Raw genomic sequence first — 16,792 nt, forward strand, 5'->3', positions numbered from 1 at the left:
CTCAGGGTGTCCACGCCCTGGTTCGACGAGACCGGCGGTGAGAGTTCCTGGCTCCCGGGGAGTTCCTTCCCCGATGACAGTGGCGGGACCGCGCCGGATTCGCACCGGCTTCCTCTCATGCCGCCGTACTTGGCTCCGGCAGTCCACCACGGGGTGAGAACGGCCGTCAACTGGCTGTTGACCTGCGGGGGGACAGTGTGCGCAGGCCCACATACGCGTGGGGTGCGGGACGGTGATCCGTCCCGCACCCCACGCGCGGTGTCGCCCGGAGCGGCCCGGTGCCGGGCCGCCCGTTCCGGGCTACTTGGTGATGATCAGGGAGATGCCGTACGCCACCGCCGCGGCGCAGGCCGCGAAGCAGACGTACGCGCCGGTGGCCGCCGCGACCGCGGAACCGCCCTGGGCCGACTCCTTCTTGGAGAGGCCGGCGACGCCGAGGGTGAAGAGGGCGACGAGGGCCACGGTCACTCCGAGGCTGACCCCGAAGACGGACCCGAGGGCTGACCAGTCGATGTTCATGCTGTTGCTTCCTTCGGTTCTCAGGCCACGGCGGACGGCGTCGACGGGGCCGCCGCGGGTTCGGCGGGAGCCGGGATGGTGGCCGTGAGACCTTCGGTCACGGTGCCGGCCGGGGGCGGGGTGACGGCGGCGATGGCCTGCGTCACCACACCGGCGGGCTCCTCGGTGTCGTTCACGTTGTTGTGGTCGATCACCTCGCGGCGCGAGCGGCGCCAGATCGCGAAGCTGGAGCCGACCAGGAAGACGGCGACGAGCGCGGTGCCCCAGGCACCGAAACCGGTCACCCACTCGGCACCGGCGCCGACCAGGGCGGCGGCGGGCAGCGTGAGGACCCAGGCGACGACCATCCGCTTGGCGGTGGACCAGCGGACCACACCGCCCTTGCGGCCGAGGCCCGCGCCCATCACGGAGCCGGAGACCGAGTGCGTGGTGGAGAGGGAGAAGCCGATGTGCGAGGAGGCCAGGATGACCGTGGCCGCGCTGGTCTGGGCGGCGAAGCCCTGCTGCGGCTGGAGGTCGGTCAGGCCCTTGCCCATCGTGCGGATGATGCGCCAGCCGCCCAGGTAGGTGCCGAGCGCGATCGCGAGACCGGCGGAGAGGATGACCCAGACCGGCGGGTCGGCGTCGGGAGCGACGGCGCCACCGGCGACCAGGGCCAGGGTGATGATGCCCATCGTCTTCTGCGCGTCGTTGGTGCCGTGGGCCAGCGAGACGAGGCCCGCGGAGGCTATCTGGCCGGCGCGGTACCCCTTCTTGGTGGCCTTGGTGTCGGCGTCACCGCTCAGCTTGTACGACAGCCGCGTGGCGACCATGGCGGCCACACCGGCGACGATCGGGGCCGCGACGGCGGGCAGAAGCACCTTGCCGACCAGGACGTCCCCGTGCACCGCGCCGGTACCGGCGGAGGCGATCGTGGCGCCGACCAGGCCGCCCATGAGGGCGTGCGAGGAGCTGGAGGGAAGTCCGACGAGCCACGTCACCAGGTTCCAGAGGATCGCGCCGACGAGCGCGGCGAAGATCACCTCCGGCTTGATTCCGGATTCGTCGACGAGGCCTTTGGAGATCGTGTTGGCGACCTCCACCGAGAGGAAGGCGCCGACAAGGTTGAGGGTGGCGGACATGGCCACCGCGACCTTGGGCTTGAGGGCGCCCGTCGAGATGGTGGTGGCCATCGCGTTGGCGGTGTCGTGGAAACCGTTCGTGAAATCGAACACGAGAGCGGTGACGATCACGATTCCGAGGAGGAGCGTGATGTGTTCCATTTACCCAGGCTTCTGTTTGGACGTCAGTGGCAGGTGGACCGTAGGCAACCTGGGTGAACGGAAGATGAACTGGGTCGTACTTCGCGGTGTCCCGAAGAGCGAATCGCCCCTCCGCTTGTGTCGGAGGGGCGACCCCCCGGGTTCGAACGGATGCGGAATCTCGTGCTCCGCTTGGGTCAGCGCCCCAGGGCGAGTTGTTTGAGCCGGGCCGCGGATCCGTTGAAGAGATTCTGGTCACCCGGCAGGCTGCCGCTGTTGCCGTACTGCCAGAAGGTCCACGCGGACCACCCCGCGGGCAGCGCTCCGGTGTCCGTCGCGCCGTAACGGGCCAGCCACAGCGTGTGATCCGCGGCAAATGTCCGGCTGGAGCCGGTGCAGGTGTTCCACCAATGCGTTGTGGTGTAAATCACAGGGCGCAGGCCCGTCTCGCGACGGGTCTCGTCGCTGAAGGCCCTGATCCAGTTCACCATCGCGGCCTTGTCCAGGCCGTAGCACGTGCGTTTGCCGTAGGGGTTGTACTCGATGTCCAGCGCGGGCGGCAGCGTCCAGCCGTCGGCGCGCCACGCCCCGCCGTTGTGTACGAAGTACGCGGCCTGCGCGGTGCCGGACGACTGGTCCGGTACCGCGAAGTGGTACGCGCCGTGCAGGATGCCCGCCTCGCGCGCGCCGTCGTACTGCCGGGCGAACCAGGGGTTGCGGTACGTGGTGGACTCGGTCGCCTTCACGTAGACGAAGCGGGCACCTTTCGCCCTCGCGTTCCGCCAGTCCACGTTCTTCTGGTGCGAGGAGATGTCGTGCCCTCTGGTGCTGCCCGCGGCCTCGGCCGGGAGCGTGGTCAGGGTGGCGCCCCCCAGGGTGAGCGCCGCCGCGAAGGCGGTCGCGGCGACCCGGGCGCGACGACGGGACGGCTGGTGGTCACGGGCCATGTTTCCCCCCGGAAATGGCGACGTGTACGACAAATCCCCCAGAGGCTACGGGAAGGCCGGGACTCGTCCGTCGATCCCCGGCCATTCGCGACCGGGAGGCGATAGATGCCCATATGCACCCTTACGGAGGCCCGGCTTCCGCCCTAGAGTGCGCCCGCCCGGGATGCGTCCACGGCCACGGCTGGCAGGATCGCGGCATGGCTGAGCGGCACCGGTACACGGGGGACGGACGGGAGGACCCACGGATGACGGACGAGGACGACGAGCGGGACGGGTCGGCCGCGCGGGACGCACGGGAAGTCCTCGGCCGGGCCTGGGACGAGCTCGTCGCGACGGCCCGCAGGACGGTCGCCGACGGGCTCGTCGTCGGCACCTCGGGCAACGTCTCGGTCCGCGTCGGCGACACCGTCCTGGTCACGCCCACGGGCGTGCCCTACGACCGGCTGACGCACGACGACATCGTCGGCGTGGACCTCGACGGCCGGCAGGTGCTCGGCTCGCTGCTCCCGACCAGTGAACTGCCGATGCACCTCGCGGTGTACCGCGCGACCGGCGCACAGGCCGTCGTCCACACCCACGCCGCGCACGCGACGGCCGTCTCGGTCCTCGTTCCCGAGCTCCCGCTGATCCACTACATGGCCGCGGCCCTCGGCGGCCCGGTCCGCGTCGCCCCCTACGCGGCCTACGGAACGGCGGAGTTGGCCGAGAACACGCTCCGGGCCCTGGCGGGCCGCTCGGCCTGCCTCCTCCAGAACCACGGCACCATCGCCCACGGAGCCTCCCTGGAGCAGGCGTACGACCGCACGGCCCAGCTCGAATGGATGTGCCGCGTCTGGCTCCTGTCCTCCTCGGTCCCCGGCCTCGCGCCCGCCCTGCTCTCACCGGACCAGCTCCGTGAAGCGGGGGAGCGGCTGCGCGGGTACGGCCAGCGGCCGTAGGGCCCGCCGGGTCGGCCCGCGCCCCCGGGTCCGCCGAGCGCCGGCCGTCACCCCTCGGGGCGCTCCCGCTGGCCGATGGCGCGGTACCCCGGGAAACTGGTCGGGTGCGCACCCTAAGAGCCACTGCAGCGGCCGTCACCGTAGCGCTGGCCGCGGGCGCGGCCTCCGTGGCGGCGGGCCGGTTCGCCAGCGACGCCGCGCTGAAGACCAGGCCCGGCAAACCCCTGCCCACCGAGCACCGGCTCACCGTGCACGCCACGACGGCGGGCGGTGTCACCCTCACCCGGACCCTCGCCTCCCGGCGCCCGGGAACCTACGGCCTCGCGGGCGACGGCTCCCACGCGGTCGCCGGCCCGCTCCAGAACTCCGTCCCCCACACCGCCGACACCGTCGTACGCCGGCTGGAACGGGTCACCCACGGCTCCCTGGACCCCGGCGACAAGGTGTGGCTCACCCCGAACCTGTACGTCGGCGACCCCGGATCCGCCCTCGGGCTCGAACACGCCGACGTCGACGTGCCCGGCGAACTCGGCGCCCTGCCGGCCTGGTTCGTGCCCGCCGTCCGCGACACCTGGATCATCACGGTGCACGGCCTGGGCACCACCCGGGAACACCCCATGAACGTGATGGAGTTCCTGAACGGCCGGCACTTCCCCGTGCTCGACCTCGCCTACCGGGGCGACCTCGGGGCACCCCGCCCCCCGGACGGCCTGAACCACCTCGGCGAGACCGAGTGGCGCGACCTGGACGCGGCCATCCGCTACGCCGTGCGGTACGGCGCCGAGCGGGTCGTCCTCTACGGCTGGTCCACCGGCGCCACCATGGCGCTCCGCGCGGCCGCCCACTCGGCGCTGCGGGAGCGGATCTCCGGGCTCGTCCTGGACTCGCCCGTCCTCGACTGGGAGACCACGCTGCGCGCCCTCGCCCGCGCCCGCCACACCCCGGGCTTCCTGCTGCCGCTCGCGGTGCGCGCCGCCCAGGGCCGCACCGGTGTAAGCGGCGACCGCATCGCGCACGCCGCGCTTCCGGGCGGGCTCAAGGTGCCTACGCTGCTGGTGCACGGCCCGGACGACACCATCGCCCCCTGGGGCCCCTCCCGCCGCCTCGCCGCGAGCCGCCCCGACCTGGTCACCCTGCACACCGTCCCGAACGCCCAGCACGGCGCGATGTGGAACGCCGACCCGGCGGGCTACGAGGAAGCCCTGCGCCGCTTCCTCACACCTCTGATGTAGGTCTGCCCGCCACTGACACCGACCTCCCCGGTCCAAGCCGCACCCGATGTGGACCACGCACACCGATCCCGCCCCGCGCGCCGGAGTGAAGCGGCCGCACGCCCGCGGGCACCGGCGTCGCCCGTCCCCGGAACGAGGCTCCGGCCGCCCCGCGCGCCCCCCGGCGCGGGCGGGCCGACGGGTGGGCCCAGGGCGTGCGCGAGGGGTCCCGGTCCGAGGTGACGGCGTACTTCCGGTTCGGTCCTGAACAACTCCGCGCGGCCTGCTTTCCCGCGTGTCGGACACCCCGGGAAGGCCGCGCGTCCACCGCCCCCGTGGCCTGCGACGGCATTCCGTTTGGGTTTTCGGACTGTCAACCGCAAGACTGCACCCGTGACGTCCCGTAACCCGCGCGACTCCAGGCTCCGACTCGTCAGCCCGCGGTCCCTCGCGGCCGCTCCCCGAGCGGTGACCCAGCGCCGCACGCGCCGCCCCGCACCGCGACCGCCGGAAGGCACACCGCCGCCCGCGGAACTCGCCCGCATGGCGCGCACCGGCCTGTCCGACGCGGCCCGCGTCGCGCGCTGGGCGGACGCCGCCCTGCGCCCGGGGCGCGACGGCGCGAACCCCGGCGGCAAGGGCGCCCTCTCCGACGCCACCGCGGAACGCGCCGCCGACGATCTCGGACTGACCCCGGTCCAGGTCCGCGGAGACTGGGACACCGCCCGCCTGTCCGGCCTCATCGAGGTGCACGGCGACACCGCCCGCCCGGGATGGCGGCTGCGCGCCTGGAGCCGCGACGACAGCGCCGTGCTGCGCGGCTGGGTCGCCCTCTTCGACGCCTGGTCCCTCGCGTATCCCGAACCCGTGGACCGCGAGCCCGCGGCGGTGGCCGAGGTCGTCTCCGCGATGCCCCAGGTGCTCTCCTTCCTCCAGCTCTCCGCCGGGCCCGTCCCCGTGGACGACCTCCTCGACCTCCTCGGGCAGCGCGTCACGGAACTGCGCACCGAGCGCTGCGAGATCCCCTACGGCCCCCGTCCCGAGCCCGCCCCGGACCCCGCCGAGGTTCCGGACGCCCCCCTCGCCCCCCTCCTTGACTGGGCCCTGCACGCCCTCGCCTCCGTCGGCGCGCTGACCTACGGCGAAGGACAGGCCACCCTCACACCGCTCGGGAGCTGGGCGGTCTGGGTCAAGCTGGAGCAGATCTGCGTCGCCGCGCAGAGCCCCGCCGGGAACATCGAGCAGTCCGCCGAGGACATGCTCCGCGGCTGCGCCCAGCTCCGCCCCAACGCCGCCCGCGCCGAGTACCGCGCCTGGCTCGCCGCCCGCCCGGTCGGCGGCGCCGTCACCGAACTCATCGACGCCGCCCGCGGCGAGGACGCCCTCACCCGCGGCCTCGCGTTCGAGGCGCTGCGGGTGGTCGGTGCCCCCGCCGAGCCCGATGTGCGCGCCGTGGTCGAGGAGACCCCGCTGCGCCCCTACGCCCTGCTGTGGCTCGCCGAGCACGACGGATACGACCCCGAGGACGCCCACGAGGTCCTCACCCGCGCCGAGTCCACCTGGCTGTGGGTCGACACCGCGGCCGCCGTCGCCGACCACGGCGAGGCCCCGCTCCTCGTCCGTCATCTGGAGTCCGCGGTGCAGCCCACCGTGCCCGCGCTGCTCGACGAGGTGCGGGCCGTCGGGCACCCCCGCACGGTGCAGGTACTGGTCGCGCTCGCCGCCGCCCACCCGGACCCGGCCCTCGCCAAGGCCGTACGCCGGGCCGCCTTCCAGGTGCACACCGGGGGGAGCTGACCGGGGAGCGGGCCGTTGGAGAGCGGGCCGGAGACAACAGGCCGGGGGGAGCCGATCCGGGGAGCGCGCCGGGAGCGGCGGCGCGGGGCGCCGCCGGCGGGTCCTAGGCCGTTATCTCGGGGGCGTACGTGCCGAAGCTCCAGATGTTGCCCTCGATGTCGCGGGCCATGTAGTCCCGTGAGCCGTAGTCCTGGTCGGTCGGGGCCATCAGGATCTCCGCGCCGTGGTCCACGGCCCGCTGGTGGTGTGCGTCGACGTCGTCCACGACGATGTACACCCCGCACGGGCCCGCGCTCTTCATCGCCTCGTCGAAGCGGCCGCCGCGGCCCTTGGAGCCGAGCATCACCGCGCCGTTGCCCTGCACCAGCTCGGCGTGCATCACCGAGCCGTCCTCACCCTCGTAGACGGACAGCTCGGTGAAACCGAAGGCCTCCGTGAGCTGCCTGATGGCCGCCTTCGCATCGGTGTACAACATCGAGGGGTAGATGCTCGGGCGCCCGCCGTTCATACCGGTCATGCCGATCACTCCGTCCCGTCACACTGCCGGAATCCGATCCGCTGCCCAGTCTGGCACCGGCCACTGACAACGCCCCGAGGCCCGGAACCCGCTCCGGCCTCCCGCTCACCGGAACGTGTTGCACTGCGCCATGTCGCCGCTGGTGAAGCCCTGGTAGAACCACTGCTGCCGCTGCCGTGCCGACCCGTGCGTCCAGGTCTCGGGGGTCACCCGGCCCTGGTACCTCGACTGGATCCGGTCGTCGCCGACGGCCGCCGAGGCGTCCAGGCCGTCGCGGATGTCGGCGTCCGTCAGCGAGGTCAGCAGCGGCTTGCCCGTCGACGAGGACGGTGTGGTGGTCGCGTGCCGCGCCCACACCCCCGCGTAGCAGTCGGCCTGGAGCTCCGTCCTCACCGAATTGCTGTTCGCGCCGGTCACACCGTCCTGCGACCTGGCCAGTGTGCCCATCAGGTTCTGCACGTGATGCCCGTACTCGTGCGCCACCACATACGCCTGCGCGAACGGTCCGCCGCCGGAGCCGAACTTCGTACGAAGATCGTCGAAGAAGCCGAGGTCCAGATAGACCTTGCGGTCGGCGGGACAGTAGAAGGGACCGACAGCGGACGTCGCGCTGCCGCAGGCGGTGTTGACCCGGCCGCTGAAGAAGACCGTGGGGGCGCGGGTGTAGGTGCCGCCCCTGCGCGCGAACTCCTGGGTCCAGTAGGCCTGGACGCTGTTGACCACCGCCACGGTCCGGCAGTCCTCCTGGGCGTTCGCGTCCCGCCCCGTCCGGCAGGTCCGCTGGAGCTGGGCGAGGGACGAGGCGGTCGCTCCGGGCCGGTCGGCGTCCGAGGAGAGCCCGAGCTGGTCGGGACCCACCCCGAAGAGCAGTCCGACGACCAGGGCGATCAGACCGGCGAGCCCGCCGCCGACGGTCGCCCGGCCGCCGGGGATTCGACTGCCGCGCACATCCTGCACCTCGGAGGTGTCCAGGTCGGCGTCGTCGTCGAACTGCATGGGCGCCCCGCTTCCTGCCGTACGTCGCTCCGTGGCGTCATCCTCGTACGCTCCCGGACCCCCGGCTCCGGCCCGCGGTCCGAACGGGCGACGCCCGGGACCGGGCCGCCGCTCCGGGAGGCGCCCCCGGCCGCTCGTGTGCCTCCGCGCCGCCCTCCGGCAGCGGGACCGGCGAGAATCATCACAGTGGGAGCGGCGGGATCACCGCCGCGGACGACCGCGACCGGAGCACCCCGGGCGGCATCCCTCGGGTGCCGAAGGGCTGCCGGAGGCCCACCGAAGAGGCGCCGAGCAGCCGTCGAGCAGCCCGCGGAGGGGCACCCGGGAGGCGTCGAGCAGGTACCGGGCAGGCACTGATCCGGCACCCGGCGGCGGGGCGAGTGTCACAGTGCCGGACGCCCGCACACCGGAAAAGCGGTTGCACCGCCCCGTTAGACTTGGCCCATGGCCATTCTCCTCGCGCATTAGACGGCGGGAACGTCCTCAGCCGTCCACCCCGCCAACAATCCTGCCCTGGAGTCTGTCCGTGATCTCCGCCTCCGGTATCGAGCTGCGCGCCGGCGCCCGAATCCTCATCGAGTCCGCGACCTTCCGCATCACGAAGGGCGACCGCATCGGTCTGGTCGGCCGCAACGGCGCGGGCAAGACGACCCTCACCAAGATCCTGGCGGGCGAAGGCCAGCCCGCCGCGGGAACCGTCGCCCGCTCCGGCGAGGTCGGCTACCTGCCGCAGGACCCGCGTACCGGCGACCTCGACGTCCTCGCCCGCGACCGCGTCCTGTCCGCCCGCGGCCTGGACGTCCTGATCCGCAAGATGCGCGAGAACGAACAGCGCATCGCCAACGGCTCGGGCGCCACCCGCGAGAAGGCCATGCGGCAGTACGAGCGCCAGGAGACCGAGTTCCTCACCAAGGGCGGGTACTCCGCCGAGGCCGAGGCCGCCACCATCGCCGCCGCGCTCAACCTGCCCGACCGCGTGCTCGGCCAGCCCCTGCACACGCTCTCCGGCGGTCAGCGCCGCCGTATCGAGCTGGCCCGCATCCTCTTCTCGGACGCCGACACCCTGCTGCTCGACGAGCCGACGAACCACCTCGACGCCGACTCGATCGTCTGGCTGCGGGACTACCTGAAGACCTACCGCGGCGGCTTCATCGTCATCTCGCACGATGTCGACCTCGTCGAGACGGTCGTCAACAAGGTGTTCTACCTGGACGCCAACCGCGCGCAGATCGACGTCTACAACATGGGCTGGCGGCTGTACCAGCAGCAGCGCGAGGCCGACGAGAAGCGCCGCAAGCGCGAGCGCCAGAACGCCGAGAAGAAGGCCGCCGCGCTGAACTCGCAGGCCGACAAGATGCGCGCCAAGGCCACCAAGACGGTGGCCGCGCAGAACATGGCCAAGCGCGCCGACAAGCTGCTCGCCGGCCTGGAGGCGGTCCGCGTCTCCGACAAGGTCGCCAAGCTGCGCTTCCCGGAGCCCGCGCCCTGCGGCAGGACCCCGCTCATGGCCGAGGGCCTGTCGAAGTCGTACGGCTCCCTGGAGATCTTCACCGATGTCGACCTGGCCATCGACAAGGGCTCCCGCGTCGTCATCCTCGGCCTGAACGGCGCCGGCAAGACGACCCTCCTGCGCCTGCTCGGCGGCGCCGAGAAGCCCGACACCGGCGAGGTCATCGAGGGCCACGGCCTCAAGCTCGGCTACTACGCCCAGGAGCACGAGACCCTCGACCCCGAGCGCACGGTCCTGGAGAACATGCGCTCCGCCGCGCCCGACCTGGACCTGGTCGAGGTCCGCAAGACGCTCGGCTCGTTCCTGTTCTCCGGGGACGACGTCGACAAGCCGGCCGGCGTGCTGTCCGGCGGCGAGAAGACCCGGCTCGCGCTCGCGACCCTCGTCGTCTCGTCCGCGAACGTGCTGCTGCTCGACGAGCCGACGAACAACCTCGACCCGGCCAGCCGCGAGGAGATCCTCGGCGCGCTGCGCACCTACAAGGGCGCCGTCGTCCTCGTCACTCACGACGAGGGCGCCGTCCAGGCGCTCCAGCCGGAGCGGATCATCCTGCTGCCGGACGGCGTCGAGGACCTGTGGGGCTCCGACTACGCCGACCTGGTGGCCCTCGCCTGACCCGTGCGCGGCCTCCGGCAGGGGGCCGGCACCACGTGATCGAATGACTGATCCACTGCGTATGGATCATTCGGCCGATCCGTGATCCATCATCTGTGTGAGATCTCCTCGTACCGAGGTGTGTCCTACATCGATTTCGCGGCCGAGTCCTTTGTTCCCAAGGGCTCGGCCGTCTTGTGTCGCTGACCAGGCACTTCGCGGCCCAACCCGTTCGGCTGTACGGGCGGCGCCAGCCGGAACCGTTGATTCCACTCGTGGGGACGGGCTCCTGTCGTCAAAACCGTGTCTTACGGACCTTGCCGAATGGGTGGCCATGACGCCCGAAAGGGGTGATCATGAGAGTCCAGAGCGCACTTCCCATGAGGAGGACCGGGTGGCCGAGACTCTGAAGAAGGGCAGCCGGGTTACCGGCGCCGCGCGCGACAAGCTCGCGGCAGACCTGAAGAAGAAGTACGACTCCGGTGCGAGCATCCGAGCGCTGGCCGAAGAGACCGGCCGTTCGTATGGCTTCGTGCACCGGATGCTCAGTGAGTCGGGTGTCACGCTCCGAGGGCGTGGCGGAGCGACGCGGGGCAAGAAGGCCGCCTCGGCCTGAGGCCGGGCGTCCCCATCGGCTTCGGTGGTGACCACCCGGTCGGTCGGGTGACCGACCGGGTGGTTACTGTGCAGTCACTTAGGTGCGTTCCTCGTGTCTTCGCGGGGTGCGCAGCTGATCCGACCGCACCCATCGGAGGCACCCCATGGCTTCGCTCGACAAGGATCTCGACCCGGTACTCGACAAGGACGGCGTACGGCTCACCGTCGACGGCGCGATCGCCACGGTGTCGCTGACCAATCCGGCCAAGCGCAACGCCCAGAGTCCTGCTCTCTGGCGGGCCTTGACGCAGGCCGGCCGGTCACTGCCGGGCTCCGTCCGGGTGGTCGTCCTGCGGGCCGAGGGCCAGTCCTTCTCCGCGGGGCTCGACCGGAAGGCGTTCACGCCCGAGGGCTTCGACGGGGAACCGTCGTTCATCGACCTCGCGCGGGGCTCCGACGCCGAGCTCGACGCGACCATCGCCGAGTACCAGGAGGCGTTCACCTGGTGGCGGCGCAGCGACCTCGTGTCCATCGCCGCCGTACAGGGGCACGCCATCGGTGCGGGGTTCCAGCTCGCACTCGCCTGTGACCTGCGCGTCGTCGCCGACGACGTGCAGTTCGCCATGCGCGAGACCAGCCTCGGCCTCGTGCCCGACCTCACGGGGACGCACCCGCTGGTCAGTCTCGTGGGATACGCCCGTGCGCTCGAGATCTGCGCCACGGGCCGCTTCGTCCTGGCCGAGGAGGCCGAGCGCACCGGGCTCGCCAACCTCGCCGTGCCCGCCGAGCAGCTCGACGCCGCCGTGCTCGACCTGACCGCGGCGCTGCTGGCCGCTCCGCGGGATGCCGTGATCGAGACGAAGGCGTTGCTGCGCGGGGCGCAGGAGCGGTCGTACGAGGAGCAGCGCACCGCCGAGCGGGCCTCCCAGGCTCGTCGGCTCCGCGACCTCGCGGGCGTGGGCGAGTAGCTCCCTCCGATCCGGGGCCGTCCGCGGCGGAGCACCGCCGTGAGGACGGGGCGTCCCGCTGCGCGGGTTGAGTTGCCGGGCGCGGGCGCCCCTCGTCGGCTGCACGGGGCCGCGTTCTCCGGAGCCGGGGCTCCCGGCGTACGGCGGTCGTGGGCGGGGGCCCGGTTCAGTGCGGCCCCGGATGGGCGCGCCGGGTCACCGCCGTCACCAGTACCGCCACGGACGGGGTGTCCCGGGCTGCCCCGGTGATCGCGGTTCTGGCCGCCCGCGCCACGTCCGCCGCCCGCTCGTCCCCGGAGACCTCCAACTCGACCCGGATGTGGCGGCGCGGCAGGGCCGGGTCCGTGGCCGGCGTGCTCTCGACGTGGACCGGTCGGCCCAGCACGTCCGTCAGACGGGTGACACCCGGGACCGCCAGCGCGGCCGCCGCGATCCGAGCCTCCTCGGGATCCTTCGGCACGGCGGCCGCCCGCCCGCCGCCGCCCGCCTCCCCACTCGCCCCCACCCCGGCCCCGCCCGTCCCGCTTCCGCCCGCTCCGGCCGTGCCCGTCCGGGCCGCGCCCTCTCCGGTCCCGCCCGTCCCGGCCCCGCCCGCGGCGGCGTCGGCCGCTCCGGTTCCGTCCGTCTGGCCGTTGCCCGTGTCGGCCTCGCCCGCTCCCGTTCCGGCCGTCCGTCCGGCGGCCGCTCCGGTGCCTGCTGCCTCGGTTCGGGGCGTCCGGTCGTTGGTTTTTTCGGTGTCGGCCGCCCGGGTGTCGGCCGCCCGGGTGTCCGTCGGTCCGGTTCCGGCGCGCCCGGCGTGGGGGGCCGGCCCTGTTCCGGGGCGTTGCGAACCGGCGGCCGCCGGGATCGCCGTGGGTGTCCCCGGTACGCCGGTAGGCGGGTGGGGCGCGTCCGCCTCCAGCAGGTCCGTCACCCGTAGGTCCACCTCGCTGACGTCGAGGCCCAGGAGCCGCGTCGCGGCGGACACCACGGTCAGGCGCAGCCGGGCCGCGACGGCGGGGAGGGGTTCGGCGCCCGGGGCCGTGGGATCCGCCGAGGCTGCGAACTCCGCGGTGACGCGCAGCGGACCGGGCGGCAGGGCGCTGGGCGGCGGCGGTACGGGCGAGGTGCCGGCCCCCTGCGGATCGGCCGACGCGATCCGCAGCGACCCGAGCCGCACCCCCGCCACGACCGCGGTCTCACGCCGCAGCACCGACTCGGCCGCCTCCTCCGTGATCCACGTGCCGTCGAGCGCGAGCCCCAGCGGCAGGAGCCTGCCGAGCCCGAGCTGATGCCGTACCACTTGCGTCCACCGGTCCGCCGTCATTGCTCCAGCGTGCCCCATCCACGGCGCGCGACCGCGCGACCCGACCTACTGTGAGCAGAGGAGGACGACCGAAAGGGACGTACGGCGATGACCGACATGACCGAGCGGAACCGGACGGACAGCCCCGACCTCGAGAAGGAGGGCCAGCAGACCCGTAAGCCCACCAGGCGCGGCGGTGGAGATCCCGCCACGCGGGGACGGACCACGATCGCCGACGGAGTCGTGGAGAAGATCGCCGGGCTCGCCGCCCGTGACGTAGTCGGTGTCCACACGATGGGCAGCGGGCTGAGCCGGACCTTCGGAGCGGTACGCGACCGGGTGCCGGGCGGGTCCAAGTCCGTGACCCGGGGTGTGAAGGCCGAGGTCGGCGAGCTGCAGACGGCGCTCGACCTGGAGATCGTCGTCGACTACGGCGTCTCGATCGCCGACGTGGCGCGGGATGTGCGCGAGAACGTCGTCGCGGCCGTCGAGCGCATGACAGGCCTCGAAGTGGTGGAAGTCAACATCGCGGTGAGTGATGTGAAGCTTCCCGAGGAAGAAGACGAGGAGCCGGAGACGCGGCTCCAGTGACCAAGGGGCCACCGGAACGCCCTGGAAACCCCGGCAACCGCACCATGAGTGATCACGCGGCCACCGACTGCTGAGGAGCGCATCATGAGCTTGGCCGTGATCGGCATGATCGCCGGAATGGCGCTGGCCTTCGCCGGGTACTTCGGCGGTTTCGGCGCCTTCCTCCTGGTGGCGGCCCTGGGCGCCGTCGGGTTCGTCGTAGGACGGCTCCTGGAGGGGGACCTGGACATCGGCGACTTCTTCCGCGCCCGTGACGACCGGCGGCGGTGACGCGTGCCAGGTCATGTGGACCGGCTCGGTGAGAGTCGGCCGGGCCTCGCGACGGTCGAGGCCCCCGAGCGGGGCGCGACCCGGATCGCCGACCGTGTCGTCGCGAAGATCGCGTCCCAGGCGGCGCGTGAGGCGCTTCCCCCGCTGCCCGCCGACGCCGTGCCCCCGCACGCGACGGTCGTCGTCCGGCGGCTGGCGTCGGGCTCCGGCGGTGCGGGCGGCACACCGACGCACAGTGCCCAGGTCCGGGTCAGTCTCGAACTCGGCTACCCCTCCGACATCGGCGCACAGTGCGGTGCGGTGCGTCGTCATGTCACCGAGCGGGTAAGGGCGTTGGCGGGAATGGAAGTGCCGGAGGTGGCCGTCCAGGTGGAGCGGCTGCACCTGGCGCACGGGCCCGGCGCGGTACAGGGGAGGACGCAATGAGCGAGCCCCAGGGCTCCGAGAACACCCGGAAGATGCCCGTACTGGAGAAGTCGGAGCAGGGGGAGGACGCGGGCGCGCTCGGGCAGTCCGCCTCCGCGGCCGCATACGAACCGCTGGACACCGTCGGCGACGAGGACGGCCGGCAGGGCCGGTTCTGGTCCGCCCGCCGTGTTCCGGCGGGCGTCCTCGCGCTCCTGCTCCTCGTCGCGGCGGGCGCCTTCCTGTACGACGTCGCGGCCGTCCGCGCGGGCCGGAACGCACTGCGCTGGCGCACCTGGCTGGCCCAGCAGCTCGCCGAACGGCCGCTCGACGACACCGCTGTCCTGGTCGGCGCCGGGATCGCGGCCGCGGTCGGACTGTGGCTGATCGTCCTGGCGGTCACGCCCGGACTGCGGGACGTGCTGCCGATGCGGCGCACCCACGCGGACGTCCGGGCCGGACTGCACCGGGGCGCCGCCGCGATGGCGCTCCGCGACCGGGCCATGGAGGTCGCCGGTGTGCAGTCGGTCCGGGTGCGCGTGAAGCGCCGGAAGGTCGACGTGCGCGCGGTGTCGCACTTCCGGGAACTCGACGATGTGCGCGCCGACCTCGACACCACGCTCGCCGACGGCATCAAGGGACTGGGGCTGTCCCGTTCGCCCGCCCTGTCGGTGCGTGTCGCGCGTCCCGGACGGAAGGGGTGAGGTCCGTGCTCCGGATCGTCAACCGTGTCCTCATCGGCTTCGTCGGGCTGGTGCTGCTCGTCCTCGGCGGCTCGGTGCTCGCCGTCGGACTCGGCGTACGGCCGCCGTCTTGGTGGATCTACGACGGGCGGCACGACGTGCTGCTGAGCACGGCCGATCGGACCAAGTGGCGGGACCAGGGCTGGTGGTGGCCCGCCGTCATCGCCGCGTTCGCGGTGCTTCTGCTGCTCGGCCTGTGGTGGCTGGTCGCCGTCGTGCGGCGCCGAAGGCTCGCCGATGTGCTCGTCGACACGGGCGACGGCGCGGGAGCGCTGCTGCGCGGGCGGGCCCTGGAGGGCGTGCTGGCCGCCGAATCGGCCCGGCTGGGCGGGGTCGACCGGGCGCACGTCCATCTGACCGGCCGCCGTACGCTGCCCGAGGCCCGTGTACGGCTCCTGCTGGAACCCCATGTGGACCCCGGGCACGCGCTGCACCTGCTGACCGTGGAGGCGCTCGCCCACGCACGGGACTCGGCCGGCCTCGCCGCGCTCCCCGCTGAGGTCCGCCTGCGCGGCGTCAAGCACGGCGCGGAACGCGTGAGTTGACCGACGCGTGCCCAGCAGGCCCCCTGTGGGGGCCGCCCGCTTCCGGGGCACCCCGCCGGGCGTCCGGCAGCCGCATCCCGGCGAGTTCGGTGCGCAGGTCCGGCTGCACGGGGTCAACTGCCGGACGGAGCACGTGAATCGAGCGGTGCGTGCTTGCGGGCGGCCCTGTCGGGGCCGCCCGTTCCCGGACGGGCCGGATGGCCTGCCGCTTCCGGGCGGGCCCCGGCAGGCGTATCCGTTTCCGGGCGGCCCCGCAGGCTTGTTCGCCTCCGGGCGGGCTTCCGCTGGGCGCGTCGGCTGCCGGGCGGGCGTCCCGGAGAGGTGACCCGCCGTGGGGCCCGCCGGCTGCCGGGGGCTAGAACCCGGAGCGCATGCCGCCGTCCACCGGCACCATGATGCCGGTGAGGTACGACGCCGCGGGGGAGAGCAGGAACGCGGCCGTGCGGCCGAACTCGTCCGGGGTGCCGTAGCGGCGCAGCGGGATGCGGGACTCGTTGGCCGCGCGGGTGGCCTCGGGGTCGGCGGACAGCCCGTCCAGTTCACGGACGCGGTCCGTGTCGATACGGGACGGCAGCAGCCCGAGGACCCGGATGCCGCGCGGGCCCAGCTCGTTCGCCAGGGACTTGGCGAAGCCCGCGAGGCCCGGACGCAGACCGTTGGAGATGGTCAGCCCGGGGATCGGCTCGTACACCGAGCCGGAGAGCACGAAACCGACGACACCGCCCTCGCCGAGCTCCGCGGCGGCCGCGCGGGCCAGCCGGACGGCACCGAGGAACACCGACTCGAACGCGACCATCCACTGCTCGTCGGTGTTGTCCGCGGCGAACCCGGGCGGCGGTCCGCCCACGCTGATCAGGATGCCGTCGAAGCCGCCGAAGTGGTCACGGGCGGCCGCGATCAGCCGGGCCGGGGTCTCGGCGGCGCCGTTGTCGGCAGCGACCCCGACCGCGTTCGGGCCGAGCGCGGAGGCGGCGTCGGCCGCGCTCTTCGCGTCGCGCCCGGTGACGACCACCTTCGCGCCGTCGGCGACGAGTTCACGCGCGGCGGCGTTGCCCAGGCCCCGGGTGGCTCCCGTGACGACGTACACACGATCCTTCAGTCCAAGATCCATGGCCCCA

General features: G+C 73.0%; 18 protein-coding genes and 1 riboswitch. Of the genes, 11 read left to right on the forward strand and 7 right to left on the reverse strand.

From position 1 onward, the window contains the following. Window positions 1-22: 22 nt before the first annotated feature. Window positions 23-163: riboswitch (cobalamin riboswitch) on the reverse strand. A 137-nt stretch (window positions 164-300) separates the two neighbouring features. The 3 genes from OHT01_RS30290 to OHT01_RS30300 form a co-directional block, all read right to left on the reverse strand. After that, window positions 301-519, reverse strand: coding sequence for a hypothetical protein (locus OHT01_RS30290; protein ID WP_328556277.1), 219 nt, complete (start codon window positions 517-519; stop codon window positions 301-303). 20 nt (window positions 520-539) lie between these two features. Continuing rightward, window positions 540-1,781: an inorganic phosphate transporter gene (locus tag OHT01_RS30295; RefSeq protein WP_328556278.1), complete on the reverse strand. Its 1,242-nt coding sequence runs from the start codon at window positions 1,779-1,781 to the stop codon at window positions 540-542. 176 nt (window positions 1,782-1,957) lie between these two features. After that, entirely contained in the window at window positions 1,958-2,707 is a 750-nt protein-coding gene (locus OHT01_RS30300) for a lysozyme (protein ID WP_328556279.1), read from the reverse strand. Window positions 2,708-2,904: 197 nt separating this feature from the next. Between OHT01_RS30300 and OHT01_RS30305 the strand changes: the two genes are divergently transcribed. The 3 genes from OHT01_RS30305 to OHT01_RS30315 all read left to right on the forward strand — a co-directional run bounded on the left by OHT01_RS30305 (window position 2,905) and on the right by OHT01_RS30315 (window position 6,653). Next, entirely contained in the window at window positions 2,905-3,645 is a 741-nt protein-coding gene (locus tag OHT01_RS30305; RefSeq protein WP_328556280.1) for a class II aldolase/adducin family protein, read from the forward strand. 104 nt (window positions 3,646-3,749) lie between these two features. Further along, complete coding sequence (locus OHT01_RS30310; RefSeq protein WP_328556281.1) at window positions 3,750-4,877, forward strand: alpha/beta hydrolase family protein; 1,128 nt, start codon at window positions 3,750-3,752, stop codon at window positions 4,875-4,877. 372 nt (window positions 4,878-5,249) lie between these two features. Further along, window positions 5,250-6,653, forward strand: coding sequence for a hypothetical protein (locus OHT01_RS30315; protein WP_328556282.1), 1,404 nt, complete (start codon window positions 5,250-5,252; stop codon window positions 6,651-6,653). Window positions 6,654-6,756: 103 nt separating this feature from the next. Here the strand turns inward: OHT01_RS30315 and OHT01_RS30320 are convergent, their stop codons facing one another. Together OHT01_RS30320 and ypfJ are read right to left on the reverse strand one after the other, a co-directional pair. Then, window positions 6,757-7,170, reverse strand: coding sequence for a VOC family protein (locus OHT01_RS30320; RefSeq protein ID WP_328556283.1), 414 nt, complete (start codon window positions 7,168-7,170; stop codon window positions 6,757-6,759). A gap of 105 nt (window positions 7,171-7,275) precedes the next feature. After that, complete coding sequence (gene ypfJ, locus OHT01_RS30325; RefSeq protein WP_328556284.1) at window positions 7,276-8,166, reverse strand: KPN_02809 family neutral zinc metallopeptidase; 891 nt, start codon at window positions 8,164-8,166, stop codon at window positions 7,276-7,278. A 526-nt stretch (window positions 8,167-8,692) separates the two neighbouring features. Between ypfJ and OHT01_RS30330 the strand changes: the two genes are divergently transcribed. The 3 genes from OHT01_RS30330 (at window position 8,693) to OHT01_RS30340 (ending at window position 11,835) form a co-directional block, all read left to right on the forward strand. Further along, on the forward strand, window positions 8,693-10,291 hold the full coding sequence (locus OHT01_RS30330) for an ABC-F family ATP-binding cassette domain-containing protein (protein ID WP_328556285.1): 1,599 nt from the start codon (window positions 8,693-8,695) through the stop codon (window positions 10,289-10,291). 373 nt (window positions 10,292-10,664) lie between these two features. Beyond that, window positions 10,665-10,886 (forward strand): helix-turn-helix domain-containing protein, encoded by a 222-nt coding sequence (locus OHT01_RS30335; protein ID WP_006123601.1) that lies wholly within the window; start codon window positions 10,665-10,667, stop codon window positions 10,884-10,886. Window positions 10,887-11,031: 145 nt separating this feature from the next. Continuing rightward, on the forward strand, window positions 11,032-11,835 hold the full coding sequence (locus OHT01_RS30340) for an enoyl-CoA hydratase/isomerase family protein (protein WP_328556286.1): 804 nt from the start codon (window positions 11,032-11,034) through the stop codon (window positions 11,833-11,835). A 166-nt stretch (window positions 11,836-12,001) separates the two neighbouring features. Here the strand turns inward: OHT01_RS30340 and OHT01_RS40210 are convergent, their stop codons facing one another. Further along, the gene (locus OHT01_RS40210; protein ID WP_443043468.1) at window positions 12,002-13,141 is read right to left on the reverse strand and encodes a hypothetical protein; all 1,140 of its coding nucleotides are present in this window, start codon (window positions 13,139-13,141) and stop codon (window positions 12,002-12,004) included. Between the two features lie 87 nt (window positions 13,142-13,228). Between OHT01_RS40210 and OHT01_RS30350 the strand changes: the two genes are divergently transcribed. The 5 genes from OHT01_RS30350 (at window position 13,229) to amaP (ending at window position 15,674) form a co-directional block, all read left to right on the forward strand. Beyond that, window positions 13,229-13,711, forward strand: coding sequence for an Asp23/Gls24 family envelope stress response protein (locus OHT01_RS30350; RefSeq protein ID WP_328556287.1), 483 nt, complete (start codon window positions 13,229-13,231; stop codon window positions 13,709-13,711). Between the two features lie 84 nt (window positions 13,712-13,795). After that, the gene (locus OHT01_RS30355; RefSeq protein ID WP_261703263.1) at window positions 13,796-13,981 is read left to right on the forward strand and encodes a hypothetical protein; all 186 of its coding nucleotides are present in this window, start codon (window positions 13,796-13,798) and stop codon (window positions 13,979-13,981) included. A gap of 3 nt (window positions 13,982-13,984) precedes the next feature. Then, the gene (locus OHT01_RS30360; protein WP_405917463.1) at window positions 13,985-14,407 is read left to right on the forward strand and encodes a hypothetical protein; all 423 of its coding nucleotides are present in this window, start codon (window positions 13,985-13,987) and stop codon (window positions 14,405-14,407) included. Beyond that, entirely contained in the window at window positions 14,404-15,090 is a 687-nt protein-coding gene (locus tag OHT01_RS30365; RefSeq protein ID WP_328556288.1) for a DUF6286 domain-containing protein, read from the forward strand. Before OHT01_RS30360 ends, OHT01_RS30365 begins: the two co-directional genes overlap by 4 nt. Before the next feature lie 5 nt (window positions 15,091-15,095). Further along, complete coding sequence (amaP, locus tag OHT01_RS30370; RefSeq protein WP_328556289.1) at window positions 15,096-15,674, forward strand: alkaline shock response membrane anchor protein AmaP; 579 nt, start codon at window positions 15,096-15,098, stop codon at window positions 15,672-15,674. 355 nt (window positions 15,675-16,029) lie between these two features. Here the strand turns inward: amaP and OHT01_RS30375 are convergent, their stop codons facing one another. After that, complete coding sequence (locus tag OHT01_RS30375; protein WP_328556290.1) at window positions 16,030-16,785, reverse strand: SDR family oxidoreductase; 756 nt, start codon at window positions 16,783-16,785, stop codon at window positions 16,030-16,032. Window positions 16,786-16,792: the final 7 nt, after the last annotated feature.

It is taken from the genome of Streptomyces sp. NBC_00358 (genome assembly GCF_036099295.1).
Lineage (GTDB): Bacteria > Actinomycetota > Actinomycetes > Streptomycetales > Streptomycetaceae > Streptomyces.